Annotated in this window: 14 protein-coding genes; 11 read left to right on the forward strand and 3 right to left on the reverse strand. The window is 29.6% G+C overall.

The window, feature by feature from the left end; translation table 11 throughout:
- Nucleotide 1: 1 nt before the first annotated feature.
- From NJU99_RS07335 to NJU99_RS07385, 11 genes are read left to right on the forward strand one after another with little or no spacing between them, the layout of a single operon-like run.
- Complete coding sequence (locus tag NJU99_RS07335; protein ID WP_254575266.1) at nt 2-1,078, forward strand: carbon-phosphorus lyase complex subunit PhnI; 1,077 nt, start codon at nt 2-4, stop codon at nt 1,076-1,078.
- Nucleotides 1,075-1,905 (forward strand): alpha-D-ribose 1-methylphosphonate 5-phosphate C-P-lyase PhnJ, encoded by an 831-nt coding sequence (locus tag NJU99_RS07340; RefSeq protein ID WP_254575267.1) that lies wholly within the window; start codon nt 1,075-1,077, stop codon nt 1,903-1,905. Before NJU99_RS07335 ends, NJU99_RS07340 begins: the two co-directional genes overlap by 4 nt.
- A complete protein-coding gene (locus tag NJU99_RS07345; RefSeq protein WP_254575268.1) occupies nt 1,905-2,741 on the forward strand; it encodes an ATP-binding cassette domain-containing protein in 837 nt (278 codons plus the stop codon). Before NJU99_RS07340 ends, NJU99_RS07345 begins: the two co-directional genes overlap by 1 nt.
- Nucleotides 2,742-2,753: 12 nt before the next feature.
- Nucleotides 2,754-3,443, forward strand: coding sequence for a phosphonate C-P lyase system protein PhnL (phnL, locus tag NJU99_RS07350; protein WP_254575269.1), 690 nt, complete (start codon nt 2,754-2,756; stop codon nt 3,441-3,443).
- On the forward strand, nt 3,443-4,582 hold the full coding sequence (locus NJU99_RS07355) for an alpha-D-ribose 1-methylphosphonate 5-triphosphate diphosphatase (protein WP_254575270.1): 1,140 nt from the start codon (nt 3,443-3,445) through the stop codon (nt 4,580-4,582). The genes phnL and NJU99_RS07355 overlap by 1 nt, the downstream gene beginning before the upstream one ends.
- 55 nt (nt 4,583-4,637) lie before the next feature.
- Nucleotides 4,638-5,276, forward strand: a complete 639-nt coding sequence (locus NJU99_RS07360; protein WP_254575271.1) for an LbetaH domain-containing protein — start codon at nt 4,638-4,640, stop codon at nt 5,274-5,276.
- Nucleotides 5,277-5,285: 9 nt separating this feature from the next.
- Nucleotides 5,286-5,816, forward strand: a complete 531-nt coding sequence (locus NJU99_RS07365; protein ID WP_254575272.1) for a nucleoside/nucleotide kinase family protein — start codon at nt 5,286-5,288, stop codon at nt 5,814-5,816.
- Nucleotides 5,809-6,498: an endonuclease/exonuclease/phosphatase family protein gene (locus tag NJU99_RS07370; protein WP_254575273.1), complete on the forward strand. Its 690-nt coding sequence runs from the start codon at nt 5,809-5,811 to the stop codon at nt 6,496-6,498. The genes NJU99_RS07365 and NJU99_RS07370 overlap by 8 nt, the downstream gene beginning before the upstream one ends.
- A gap of 9 nt (nt 6,499-6,507) precedes the next feature.
- Complete coding sequence (locus NJU99_RS07375) at nt 6,508-7,740, forward strand: MFS transporter (protein ID WP_254575274.1); 1,233 nt, start codon at nt 6,508-6,510, stop codon at nt 7,738-7,740.
- Complete coding sequence (locus NJU99_RS07380) at nt 7,730-8,470, forward strand: MBL fold metallo-hydrolase (RefSeq protein WP_254575275.1); 741 nt, start codon at nt 7,730-7,732, stop codon at nt 8,468-8,470. The genes NJU99_RS07375 and NJU99_RS07380 overlap by 11 nt, the downstream gene beginning before the upstream one ends.
- A gap of 59 nt (nt 8,471-8,529) precedes the next feature.
- Entirely contained in the window at nt 8,530-10,503 is a 1,974-nt protein-coding gene (locus NJU99_RS07385) for a DUF2075 domain-containing protein (RefSeq protein WP_254575276.1), read from the forward strand.
- Nucleotides 10,504-10,528: 25 nt separating this feature from the next.
- Here the strand turns inward: NJU99_RS07385 and NJU99_RS07390 are convergent, their stop codons facing one another.
- The 3 genes from NJU99_RS07390 to NJU99_RS07400 all read right to left on the reverse strand — a co-directional run bounded on the left by NJU99_RS07390 (nt 10,529) and on the right by NJU99_RS07400 (nt 13,267).
- Nucleotides 10,529-11,440, reverse strand: coding sequence for an NAD(P)-binding protein (locus NJU99_RS07390; RefSeq protein WP_254575277.1), 912 nt, complete (start codon nt 11,438-11,440; stop codon nt 10,529-10,531).
- Nucleotides 11,441-11,450: 10 nt separating this feature from the next.
- A complete protein-coding gene (locus tag NJU99_RS07395; protein WP_254575278.1) occupies nt 11,451-12,938 on the reverse strand; it encodes an ABC1 kinase family protein in 1,488 nt (495 codons plus the stop codon).
- 65 nt (nt 12,939-13,003) lie between these two features.
- A complete protein-coding gene (locus tag NJU99_RS07400) occupies nt 13,004-13,267 on the reverse strand; it encodes a hypothetical protein (protein ID WP_254575279.1) in 264 nt (87 codons plus the stop codon).
- Between the last annotated feature and the right edge of the window lie 5 nt (nt 13,268-13,272).

The raw sequence follows: 13,272 nt of genomic DNA on the forward strand, positions 1-13,272 counted from the left end.
AATGGCTTATTATGCAATAAAAGGTGGAGAAGAAGCTATTAAAAACTCTCTTGATTTTTATGGTGATATTACAAAAGAATCAGAAAAGTTAGATGATAAAGATTTAATTGAGGGTTTAACTTATTCTATTGATAGAGTAATTAGTGAAGGGTCTTTATATACTAAAAAATTAGCAGCACAAGCTATAAAAAGAAGTGCAGGGGATTTACTTAATGCCTCATTTTTCTTAAGAGCTCATAGAAGTTCTTGTCAAAGAATTGGAATTGCTAAAACTGTTGATATAAATGATATGAGATTAACAAGAAGAATTTCATCAGCGTTTAAAGACATTGAAGGTGGTCAATTACTTGGGCCTTCAAATGATTATGAAATTAAACTTTTAGTTGATTTAGAAAATATCGAAACAAATATTGAAGAGTATTCTACAAAAGATAATATTATCAAATCAGCAATGTCCCCTTTAAGAGAAGATAATCTTATCAAAATCCTTCCAAAAGAAGATAAGCCTTGGGATATTACTAGAAGTTATCCAACTGAGCCTTATCCAAGAAGTGCTGTTTTACAAGTAATGGCAAGAGCTGAAACAGGTTCTCTTTTATGTGTTGGATATACAACGATGAGAGGTTATGGTGATATTCACCCAACAATTGGTGATTTGAGAATTGGTGAGCTTGATATTGAGTTTACTCATCCATTTACAAAAAATGAAGTTAAAGTTGGAAGTATTGAAGCCACTGCTGTTGAATGTGTAGGTACATTTAATCAAGATGAAGATGGAGATACAAAACTTACAACAGGTTTTGGTTTTTGTTTTGGAAAAAATGAAACAAAAGCTATTTCTATGTCTATGATAGATTTATCACTTTACAATACTCACTATTCTGTGGGTGGTGAACATATTATTGCAGCTGATTTTGACATGATTATGCACCACTTAGATGGGATTGAGTCATTTGGTATGACAAATCACTTTAAATTACCACACTATGTGACATTCCAAACTGATTATCAAATCTTTAAATCAGCACAAAAATATACAGATGATAAGAAAGAAGAAGAAAAAGGACTTGCAAAATGAGATATGCATTTTTAGATGAAGAAGCAAAAAAAGAGATTAGAAGATCTATTTTAAAAGCTATTGCAATTCCTGGATATATTGTAGGTTTTGCATCAAGAGAACTTCCAGTTGCTCGTGGTTGGGGTACTGGTGGATTACAAGTAACACTTGCGATAATAAATGAAGAAGATACTTTAAAAGTAATTGACCAAGGTTGTGATGGAAGTGTAAATGCTGTAAATATTAGAAATTTTATTAAATCAGTTACAAAAGTTAATACAACAACTAAAACACTTGATGCAAGTATAATTCAAACAAGACACAGAGTTCCTGAGATTGACTTACAAGAAGGTCAAACTTTAGTTTATCAAGTACCAATGCCTGATATTTTAGAAACTGTTGAGCCAAATATATCAAAAGCTAAGCTTTTACATGCAAATGCAGACTACTCTAAGTTATGGGTTTTATTATATGAAGATACATCAATGTATGGAGATTCAAGAATATCAAATAGATATCCTGTAATGGTAAATGATAGATATGCAATGGATCCAAGTCCAATTCCAAAATATGATACACCAAAGCTTAATGATTGCAAAGCTTTACAACTTTTTGGAGCAGGAAGGGAAAAAAAGATTTATGCTATTCCTCCTTATACAAAAGTAGAGCCTTTAAAATTTGAAGATAGAGAGTTTAAAGTAGAGAACTTTGATGGAAAAGCTTGTGCTAGATGTGGAAGTGTTCATAGCTTCTTAGATGAAGTTTATGATGATGAGGGTAAAGCAACATATTATTGTAATGATACAGATTATTGTGATACGCAAAAAGAAAAACAAGGAAATAACTAATGATACTAGATATGAGAAATGTCTCTAAGGTTTTTGGAAAATTTTGTCCAAAATGTTTAGAAACAACAGGCGCAGATTTTAATAGCTCTATTTGTCCTACTTGTAAAAGTGTTGTTGGGGTTAATGATGTAAATTTAACACTTGCAAACGGAGAGGTTTTAGGAATAGTTGGTGAAAGTGGTAGTGGTAAATCAACACTTTTACAATTAATATATCAAGACCAAAAAGCCTCACTTGGTGAGATTTTTGTAAGAGATTTTGTAGGAAGAGATGGAAAAAGAAAAAATATTTTAGATGCAAATTTAAATGAACTATCTTTTTTGCGAAACTCTTTAATGTCAATGATTTATCAAAACCCAAGACTAGGGCTTAACTATAACTTTTCAGCAGGTGGAAACATAGCTGAAAAAGTTATCATGAGTGGAAATAAAAAATATGATGAGATTAGAGATAGAGCCTTATACTTTTTAGATAAAACTGAGATTCCTACAAGTAGAATTGATGCTTATCCTGAATACTTTTCAGGTGGACAACAACAAAGAATTCAAATTTCTAAAGCCTTATCAAGTAATCCAAAAATCTTATTACTTGATGAGCCAACAACTGGTCTTGATTTATCAGTTCAAGCAAAGATTCTTGATTTAATCAAAGAATTACAGCATGAAATTGGTTTTGCCATGGTAGTTGTATCACATGATTTAGGAGTTATAAAACACTTAACAGATATTACAGTTGTTATGAAAAATGGACAAATAGTTGAAAGAGGATTAACAGATCAAATCTTAGAAGATCCTCAGCACCCATATACACAGTTATTAGTTTCATCAATACTTTAAGGATAAAAAGAAATGACACGATTAGAAGTAAAAGATTTAGATAAAACTTTTAAAGTACATACTCAAGGAAGTATTGAAGTTAAGGGTTTCGAAAATATTGGTTTTGATGTTAAACAAGGTGAGTTTTTATCACTTTTTGGTCCAAGTGGAGCAGGTAAGTCATCAATCTTAAAAACATTATTTAGAACATATACTACTACAAAAGGGAATATTGTATTTCATAGAGATAATGGAAATAAGATTGATATTGCAACTGCAACTGAGAGTGAGATTTTAGAGCTTAGAAAGTCTGAAATCGGTTATGTATCACAGTTTTTACAAATATTACCAAGAATTAGTGCAGTTGATGTTGTAGCTCAACAGCTAATAGTAAAAGGTGAAAGTGAAGAAGTATCAAGAAACAAAGCAAAAGAAATGTTAGATTATTTATCTATTAGAGAAGAGCTATTTGACTTGTCACCATTGACTTTTTCAGGTGGTGAGCAACAAAGAGTAAATATCGCAAAAGGTATTATTGCTCCCAAAAGCTTGCTTTTACTTGATGAACCAACTGCTTCACTGGATAAAACAAATACTATGAAAGTAGTAGAGAAGTTAAAAGAACTAAAAACACAAGGTGTTGCAATGGTTGGGATTTTTCACGACCTTGAAGCAATGGAAATGATAAGTGATAAGATTTATAAATTAGAGAGAGTTCAATAATGGAAACAATTTTAAGAAGTAAAAATGTATTAATAAACGAAGAGTTTGTTCCTGCTGATGTGGTAATAAAAGGTGAATTTATAGAAAGAATTGATGAGTATGAAAAAAATGAAGTAGCAGTTGATTTAGGTGATAAAAAAATTGCTCCTGGTATTGTAGATTTACACTCAGATGCTATTGAAAAAGAGATTGAACCAAGACATGGGGCTACTTTTCCAGTAGAACTTGCTGTTGCTGAACTTGATAAAAAGCTATCAATGGCAGGTGTTACAACAATGTTTCATGCTATTGGTTTTGAAGAAAATCCAAAGAAAAAAAGAAGTATTGATTTAGCAATATCTCAAATAGAAGAGATTAACAAAGCAAATGACAAACACTTGGGAGTTGATAACTATGTTCATGCAAGATTTGAGTTAAGTTGTGATGAAGCAGTTGAGCCTATCAAAGAAGTAATCTCAAAAGGTATGGTAAAACTTGTTTCTCTTATGGATCACTCACCTGGGCAAGGTCAATTTAAATCTTTAGAGTCTTTCAAAACTTACTATAGTGCTTATTATGGCTTAGATGATAATGAGGTTCAAGAAGTAGTTGATAAAAAATTAAACAAAAATGAAGATAAGATTAATGATTTAATTTCTTTTACAAAAAAACATGACTTAACACTTTTAAGCCATGATGATGATTGTATTGAGAAACTTGATGGACTACTTAATTTAGGTGTTCAAATTTCTGAATTCCCACTTGATTTAGAAGTAGCAAAATATGCTGTTTCAAATGGAATTGCAACAGGTATGGGAGCTCCAAATATTGTAAGAGGTGGATCTCAAAGTGGTAATATTGCAGCTATTGAACTGGTAAAAGAGGGTGTTTGTAAGTATCTTTGTTCTGATTACCACCCAACATCTATGCTTCAAGCAGTATATAGAATGAAAGAAGATGCAAATCTTGATATAGCAAAAGGTTTCTCAATGGTAACTTCAACTCCTGCAGCATACGCTAACTTAGAGGATAGAGGTGAGATAAAGGAAGGAAAAAGAGCTGATATTATTGTAGTTGATGATACACATATCCCAAAAGTAGTGCTTACTTTAAAAGATGGTGATTCAATTTACAATGGCATTAGAGGCTTTAAATTATAAGGATTAAAAATGGTTACAATTTATAGAAGTATTTTACACCTAGAGGTTAAATACAATGACAAAAATAGAAAATCATAATCCTGAACCAAAGGTAGTATTAGGGAGAAAACCATTTATTTTCCCTAATGCGATTATTGAAAACTGTGAATTTGGCGAATATACGGAGATTAGAGATTTTGTAAACATCACCCATTCTTCAATGGATGACTATTCTTATGTATGTGAATATTCTCAAATTACCAACACTACTATAGGTAAATTTGCAAATATCGCTTCAAATGTGCGAATAAACCCAGGGTTTCACCCTTATGAAATGCCTTGTCAACACCACTTTATGTACAGAAGAGAAATGTATGGTTTTGGTGATGATGATAAAGCATTTTTTAACTATAGAGACATGCAAAAAGTAAACATAGGTCATGATGTTTGGATAGGTCATGGGGCTGTTATTATGCCAGGAGTTAAGATAGGAAATGGTGCAATTATTGGATCAAATGCTGTTGTAACCAAAGATGTACCCTCATATGCTATAGTAGCAGGTGTAAGTGCTAAAGTACTTAAGTATAGATTCTCAAAAGATATAATAAAAGCATTAGAGGAAATCTCATGGTGGGATTGGACTCATGATGAGATAAAAGAGCAAATTGAAGACTTAAAAGATATTAGAGAGTTTATATATAAATATTCAAAATAAGAAGGTTACATGGATACAAAAATAGTTTTAATAGTAGGACCAAGTGGAGTTGGTAAAGACACTTTGTTGAAAAGTGCAAGAAAAGAGTTAAAAGGTGAAGTTAATTTCGTAAGAAGATATATAACTAGAAAGCCTGATAAAAACGAAAAAAACTATTTCCTTGATGATTTTGCATTTGAGATATTAAAACATAATAGTTTTTTTGCCTCAACTTGGAATGCTCATGGAAACTACTATGGCATTGCTAAAAATTCTATTAAAAACAAGGTAAATGTTATCTCTATTTCAAGATCAAAGATTTCTGATTTTGAAAAATTGTATGATAAGGTTTACACTATTAATATAACTGTTCCTAAAGAAGAGTTAAGAAATAGACTATTACTAAGAAAAAGAGAATCAATTGAAGAGATTGAGAAAAGACTAAATAGAAGTTATGAAAAAATTGAAGCTAAAAAATTGATTGAGTTTGACAATAGTAAAGATATTGAGGAAAGCTCAAAAGAGTTTATAAATTTAATAAAAAAGTTATCACTTGAATAAAAAAATAAAAGTAGCAACTTTTAATATTTGGAAAAATGATGGTGATTTCCCCACTAGAATATATAAGTTAAATGATGAGCTAAGACAAAAAAACTTTGATATTATTTGTTTACAAGAAGACTATGAATCAAAAGAGTTTTCAAGTGGTAAACACCTAAATAAAAGCTTGGATTTTAACTATATATCTACAAGAACAAGAACAAAAAAAAGAGATAATAAACTAAGCAGTTCTAACCTTACTATACTTTCAAAATACAAAATAAAGTTAATAGATGAGATTTTCTTTGAAAAGAATGAAAAAGAAGAAAGAGCTTGTCAAATAATCCAAGTAGAAGTAAAAACAAAAAAAATACTTCTTGTTAATACTCATTTATCTCATATAAGTTCAAAACATAGAATCAAACAAATAAAAGCTATCTTAAATGCAATAAAACAGTATTATTCTTTTTATGATGTAACTATGTTTTGTGGCGATTTAAATGCTTTTCCAAATTCAAAAGAAATCCAACTTATAAAAGAAAATGGCTTTTATGATGATAATGTTCAGTTCAGCCATAAAGATGGAGTTATTATAGACTACATTTTTTATAAAAGTGATGAAAATATAAAAGTTTCATCTAAAATAGTTTTAAAAGATTATAGTGATCACTACTGCTTACTTAGTACTTTGAGATTTAAATAAAGAGAAAAAATGAATATATTTGAAAAGATTATAGAAAAAATATTTATAAAAGGAACAGCTAAATCTGTAATAGGTTTAGGTATTACTACAACAATTGGATATGGTACTTTATACTACTCTATATCCATTATGAGTGAAGAAATTTCAAGTTATTTTACATGGTCTAAGTCATTTATCTTTGGTATTTTATCACTAGGTATTTTACTTGGAGGATTGATAGCTCCTATAGTTGGTAAAATACTTGATAAACATGGGGCAAGATGGATTATGAGTTTTGGCTCACTTTTTTGTGCTTTGGGCTTAGTACTTTTAGCATATGTGCAAACAAAATTTCAATTTATCTTTGCCATACTGTTTTTGGAAATGGTTTCTGTTTTGGTTTTATATGAAGCTGCTTTTGTAGCTTTCTCTCAACTTGCAGGTGTAAAAGCTAGACTTCCTATCGTTCAGATTACACTTATGGCAGGTTTTGCATCTACCATATTTTGGCCCTTGATTACTTATTTACTTACTGTTTTTACTTGGAGAGAAGTTTATCAATTGCTTGCGCTATTTCATATCTTTATAGCTTTGCCTATTCACTTTTTTGTTTTAAAACCAAATATGCTTTTAGATAATAGTTTATTTGAAGATAAAAACTTCACTGATTGTATCTGTCTAGAAGGTAAACAAAAGAAGAATTCTTTGATTGTTTTAGCAATAGCTTTTTCACTTTTAGCAATACCTATTACGGCTATGCAAACACAATTTTTAGCTATCTTTAAAGGTTTTGGTATGGAGGCTGCAACTACTGTAGCTCTTGGTGCTTTAATAGGTCCTTCACAAGTTGTAGCCAGAGTTACAGAACTTAGTTTTGCAAAAAGAATATCACCATTATTTACAGCTATTTCTTCAACTTTTTTGATGTTTTTTGGTTTAATAGCTTTAATTCTTAGTGGTTATGATTATTTAGTAGCTTTATTGTTTGTGCTATTATATGGAGCAGGACAAGGACTAAGTGACATAGTAAGAGGAACACTTCCTTTATATCTTTTTGGAAATGATGGTTATGGTAAAACTATAGGAAAACTAAACCTTTTCAGACTAATAGTTACCTCAATGGTTCCTTTTGGTTTTGCTTTTGTTTTAGAAAACTTTGGAGTTAAGATAGCTACAATAGGACTAATAAGTGTGACTTTAATAGCAGTGCTATTACTGCTAAGTATAAAAAATAGTGTAAAAGGAGTAAAAATTGAAGCTTGAATTTCTAGGAACTGCTGATAGTGCAGGCTTTCCAGTACATAATTGCCAATGTATGGTATGTACATATCACAGAGACAAAGGACTAAAAAATCTATCAACAAGTGTATATATCAAAGTAGATAATAATGTAATACTTTTAGATGCAGGAATAGAAGATATATCAAATATCTTTGATGGAAATGATATAAAAGCTGTATTTCTTACTCACTTTCATGCTGATCATTGTCTAGGGCTTTTAAGACTAAGACACTCAGCTCAAAAAATCAACTGTTTTCACCCAAAAGATGAAAATGGTTTTTCTGATTTGTTTAAACATAAACACTCAATATGTTATAACGAAATAGAAGAGTTCAAAACTCAAACCATCGATGATATAAGCTTTACAACTATTCCTTTAAAACATTCAAAAAACACTTTTGGTTATCTAATAAAAACAAAAAACAAAACCATAGCATACCTAACAGACTGTTCAGGAATAGCAAAAAATAGCCTAGATTTTCTAAAATCACAAAAAATAGACCTAGCTTTCATAGATGCTTGCTATGATGAAAGAAAAGAAGTAGGAAACCACCTAAACTACAATCAAGCAAGTGATATATTAGATGAACTAAAAGTAAAAGAGGGTTATTTGATGCACATCTCGCATACAACTTTAGAGTATATATTAAAAAATAAAGTAAAATTGAAGTATAAGTATGTGAAAACTGGGGATGAGTTTTATTTAGGCTAATGATATAATATTCATAGTATATTATGTTATAATAATATTAAAACATAGGAAATTTCAACTTGCAAAGATCTTATTATTCAAATAATATCAATAAATTTACTAAAGAAGACACAAACAAGATTCTTGGTGAACTAGCAAGATATCATAATCATGCTTTAGAAGATTTACAGAAAAATGCTTGGATAAGACAAATAAAGTTACTAAAACAAGTATTTTTTACTTATACTCATGGATATATTTTTTTTGAATTTGCAATTCCAAGAATGGGAAAGCGTGTCGATAATGTTATTATTATCAATGATTCAATTTTTGTTATTGAATTTAAAGTTGGCTCAACAACATATGACAATAATGCAATAGAGCAAGTTATAGACTATTCACAAGACTTAAAAAACTTTCATGAAGGCAGTCATACTCAAAAGTTATTTCCCATACTTATTGCAACTGAAGCAAAAAGTTTTGAAAATAAAATTGAGCAATTACAAGATAAACTATATAAACCATTACTAGCTAATAAAAATTCTTTTTTTAATGTCATAGAAGAATGTTTAAATTTAAGACAAGAATATAATATATGTCCATTGTCTTGGAAAGACTCAATATATAAACCAACACCAACTATAATTGAAGCAGCTAAAGCATTATATAAAGGTCATAATGTTCAAGAAATTTCAAGATCAGATTCTGGTGCTATTAATTTGTCCATTACAACAAATAAAATTAACCAAATTATAAATAGTTCAAAAAAAACAAATGAGAAATCAATTTGTTTTATTACAGGTGTTCCTGGTGCAGGAAAAACACTTGCAGGCCTAAATATTGCAAATGAAAGAATGAATATTGATAAAAAGGAACATGCAGTTTTTTTATCAGGAAATGGGCCATTAGTTGACGTATTAAGAGAAGCTCTCACAAGAGATGAAGTTAACAATGCAAAAAAGAAAGGGCAAAAGCTAACAAAAAAAGAAGCTGCAATTAAAACACATGCTTTTATTCAAAACATTCACCATTTTAGGGATGACTCATTAGTTACAGATAAAGCACCTATTGAAAAAGTAGTAGTATTTGATGAAGCTCAAAGAGCTTGGGATCAAGAACAAACCAGTTCTTTTATGAAAAGAAAAAAAGGGCAAGATAATTTTGAGTCATCAGAACCGAGGTTTTTAATTGATGTAATGAATAGGCATCAAGATTGGTGTACAATAATTTGCTTAATAGGTGGTGGACAAGAGATAAATACGGGTGAGGCAGGATTAGAAGAATGGATTAGTTCGTTGAAAAATCATTTTCAAGATTGGAATATATATTTATCAAATTCAATAGTAGAAGATAAAAACTACTTGAAAGATAATACATTAAAAGAGTGGTTAAAAGAAAATACTAATATAAATAAAAACTTACACCTATCTGTTTCAGTTAGATCTTTTCGCTCAGAAAAACTATCTGATTTTGTTCACTCTATTTTAGATATTAACACAACAAAGGCTACGAGATTATATAATAACTTTTTAAAAAATGATTATCCTATATTGGTCACAAGAGATTTCGAGAAAGCAAAAAAATGGTTAAAATCAAAAGTAATTGGAAGTGAAAGAAGTGGTGTAGTTACTTCATCTGGGGCATATCGTTTAAGGCCATTTGGTATAAATGTAAAAAACCAGATTGATGCCCCAGTTTGGTTCTTAAATAATAAAGATGATATTAGGTCTTCATACTTCAATGAAGAAGTTGCAACTGAATTTGATATTCAAGGACTAGAACTTGATTGGACATGTGTATGCTGGGATGGAGATTTTTATTTTCATAACAACCAATGGGTATTTAGAAAATTTAAGGGTACAAAATGGCAGAATATCAATAAAGAAATAATAAAAAGTTATTTATTAAATGCATATAGAGTTTTGCTAACTAGAGCTAGGCAAGGAATGATAATATTTATACCTTATGGATCAATAGATGACAAAACACGATTACCAGAATTTTATGATGAAACATTTAATTACATAAAAAGAATTGGGATAGAAGAGATATAAAAATGTTCGAATGTACTTAATCAAATTATTTTACTAACTCATCTCCCAAAGCCTTAGCACTTAGAAAACTTCCTTCTAAGTTTGCTTTCTCGAAGTAGTCTCCACAAAAAGCTAAATCTTTTTCATTATTTAGGTAGTACTTACTTTTAAGTCCTTCTTTTACAGTTGCATATTTCCAAAGATGTGAAATATGGTATATGGATTTAGGTAGTTTTGTTTTTTGGAAATAGTCTATATAGTTGTATATTTGTACTCCTAAATCTTCTTTATTTTTGTCATTGTTATTTGTAGAAAAGCTTTCATTTGAATGAAATACATAACTTGAAAAATCTTTGTAGTCGTATTTTTCACTATTGTTTACTACTTTTTTAAAGAATTGCGAGCTATATAAATCTTCATTTATTTTGAACTCATTATCATCATGAAGTATAAGTGTTGCTATTGAATTGTATTTTACTTTTGATAAATCATCGGCTATTTTATCATCTATTTGTATATCCATTTCTAAAACTTGTGGGGCTGGAATAGTTAATATAAGTAAATCAAAAGCTTCATAACATTTTGACTTTTCATCATACAAATACCATAAAGACTCTTTTTTTATGCACTTTGTTATCTTTGTTTGTTTTATTAAATCTTTTTTATTTATCATTGAAGAACAAAATTTATTTATACCATTTGTAGGGAAGTATTTGTTTTTCTCTTTTCTTAATATGCCTTTTCTTTCAAATCTATTTGCAAAGTAAATAAAGTCAGGTTCTTTAGTTTCAAAGTAGGGTGTACCATGATCTACAAACTTATCACCAATATATTTAGTACTTAGTCTTCCTCCACATCCTCTTGATTTTTCAAAAATTTTAATATCATGATTTTCTTTTCTAAATCTATTATATAAGTAGCATCCACTAAAACCTGCTCCAATTATAGCTATGTTCATAATACTTCCCTTACTTGTATATTATTCTTGCAAGTGCAAAAACAAATAGACCTATTGCTATTTCTTTGTAATCTTTATCTAAAAGAAGAATAAAAATTGAACTTATCATCAAAGACAAAGATACGAACTTTGGTTTTAGATACTCTTTTACTTCTTTTGTTAGGTACTCCAACTGATTTTGTGAAACTTGTACTTCAAGATCACCTTCACTTGCTTGTTTTAAAGTTGATTTTAAATCTTTGATTGTAAAAGGTATATCTTTTATTTCATCGATGATAGTTTCAACTATTGAGTCTTTTGCTCCAAGAGCTTTTGGAAGATTATCTCTTAAGATAGGTAGAATATCTTTTACACCATTGAAGTTTTCAATATATGTAGTTCCAAGACCTTCGATAATAGCACTAACTCTTAAGATATATATCGCATCACTTGGAAGTTTAAAAGGCATATTTCTAGTGCTTTCTAAAACTTCAAAAGCTAGTTCTTGCATAGATTCACTATCAAGATTATCATTTGAGAAAATATCAAACATCTTACTTGTAAACTCTGCAAGTTCACTTGTAGGGGCTTCATAGGCAATAGTCCCAAGTCTTTTACTCGCACTAATATATAGTTCATAGTCTTGTTCATTTGCAGCTTTTATAAGCTCAATAATTGCAACTCTTTTATTATTTGGTACTGTTTTTACCATACCAAAATCGAGCATAGTTATATTTCCCTCTTTTGTAATAAGAATATTTCCAGGATGAGGATCAGCGTGAAAATAACCTTTTATTAACATTTGAGTTGTATAGAAGCTTACTAAGTTTGCGATAATCTTGTTAAAATCTATATTATATTTAAGTATTGATTTTTTATCATCAAACCTAAAGCCTTCTTCATAGCTCATAACAAGAGCATCATCACTACAGTATTGCTCGTAAGGTTTTGGAAAGCCTATATTTTCATCTTTATAAGTGTGAGAAAACTTTTTTAAGTTTTGAAGCTCTGTTGTTAAACTTACTTCTTGTCTTATCATAGATGAAAACTCTACAATTACAGCTTCTATTGAGTTTTTTGTATAATGTGAAAATAGGGGTTTGAATATTTTATTAAAAAAAGAGATGATATTTATATCAGCAATAACTCTTTGTTTTATTCCCTCACGTCTAAGTTTTACAGCAACTTTTTGTCCATCTTTTAATTTTGCAATATGTACTTGTCCTATGGATGCAGAAGCAATAGCTTTTTTGTCAAATTTCTTAAAAGGAGTATTTGAAAATGCTCTTTCAAATACCCTTTGGAAACTGTCATCTGACATTGTTGGAAGTTGGTCGTGAAGTTCTCTTAATTCACTTAAGTAATCTTCACTAAAAAAATCAGCCCTAGTTGCCAGAACTTGAGCCAATTTTATGAAACTAGCGCCTAAGCTTATAGTAGTGTTTTTTAAGCCTTTAGGGTCAAGAGGTTTGATCCACATAAAACTCTCTTTTTTCTTAATAACTAAATAAACAGTCATTAAAAACCTAAAGACTTTATAGACTCTTTTAGGTGAGTAGAGTTTCAGTTTAGAGAAAAAAGTGTCTATTTTAGATCCTTTTTTAATTTCTCTAAATCTTTTTTAGTTACAAGTCCAAGTTCATTAATAGCTTCTTTTAAACTATCTTTGATATGTTTTTTAAACTTCTCTTCTTCGTCTTGTCCCTTTTTCTCCAAAGATTCTATAAAGCCTTTAACATCAGATGAATCAATCTTACCTTTTTCTTCAAGTTTTTTTAGTTCATCTTCAACTTTATCTTTAATAACAGCTGTTGCACCCAAACCTGTAAAAATTAACTCTTTTAACATCTTAA

Origin of the sequence: Arcobacter roscoffensis (genome assembly GCF_024267655.1) — a bacterium.
In the GTDB taxonomy this organism is placed as follows: Bacteria; Campylobacterota; Campylobacteria; order Campylobacterales; family Arcobacteraceae; genus Arcobacter_B; species Arcobacter_B roscoffensis.

What these genes read in the sequence shown, in the direction of transcription:
- NJU99_RS07335 (WP_254575266.1), top strand. Translation starts at nt 2, where the DNA reads ATGGCTTATTATGCAATAAAAGGTGGAGAAGAAGCTATTAAAAACTCT.
- NJU99_RS07340 (WP_254575267.1), top strand. Translation starts at nt 1,075, where the DNA reads ATGAGATATGCATTTTTAGATGAAGAAGCAAAAAAAGAGATTAGAAGA.
- NJU99_RS07345 (WP_254575268.1), top strand. Translation starts at nt 1,905, where the DNA reads ATGATACTAGATATGAGAAATGTCTCTAAGGTTTTTGGAAAATTTTGT.
- phnL (WP_254575269.1), top strand. Translation starts at nt 2,754, where the DNA reads ATGACACGATTAGAAGTAAAAGATTTAGATAAAACTTTTAAAGTACAT.
- NJU99_RS07355 (WP_254575270.1), top strand. Translation starts at nt 3,443, where the DNA reads ATGGAAACAATTTTAAGAAGTAAAAATGTATTAATAAACGAAGAGTTT.
- NJU99_RS07360 (WP_254575271.1), top strand. Translation starts at nt 4,638, where the DNA reads ATGACAAAAATAGAAAATCATAATCCTGAACCAAAGGTAGTATTAGGG.
- NJU99_RS07365 (WP_254575272.1), top strand. Translation starts at nt 5,286, where the DNA reads ATGGATACAAAAATAGTTTTAATAGTAGGACCAAGTGGAGTTGGTAAA.
- NJU99_RS07375 (WP_254575274.1), top strand. Translation starts at nt 6,508, where the DNA reads ATGAATATATTTGAAAAGATTATAGAAAAAATATTTATAAAAGGAACA.
- NJU99_RS07390 (WP_254575277.1), bottom strand. Translation starts at nt 11,440, where the DNA reads ATGAACATAGCTATAATTGGAGCAGGTTTTAGTGGATGCTACTTATAT.
- NJU99_RS07395 (WP_254575278.1), bottom strand. Translation starts at nt 12,938, where the DNA reads ATGACTGTTTATTTAGTTATTAAGAAAAAAGAGAGTTTTATGTGGATC.
- NJU99_RS07400 (WP_254575279.1), bottom strand. Translation starts at nt 13,267, where the DNA reads ATGTTAAAAGAGTTAATTTTTACAGGTTTGGGTGCAACAGCTGTTATT.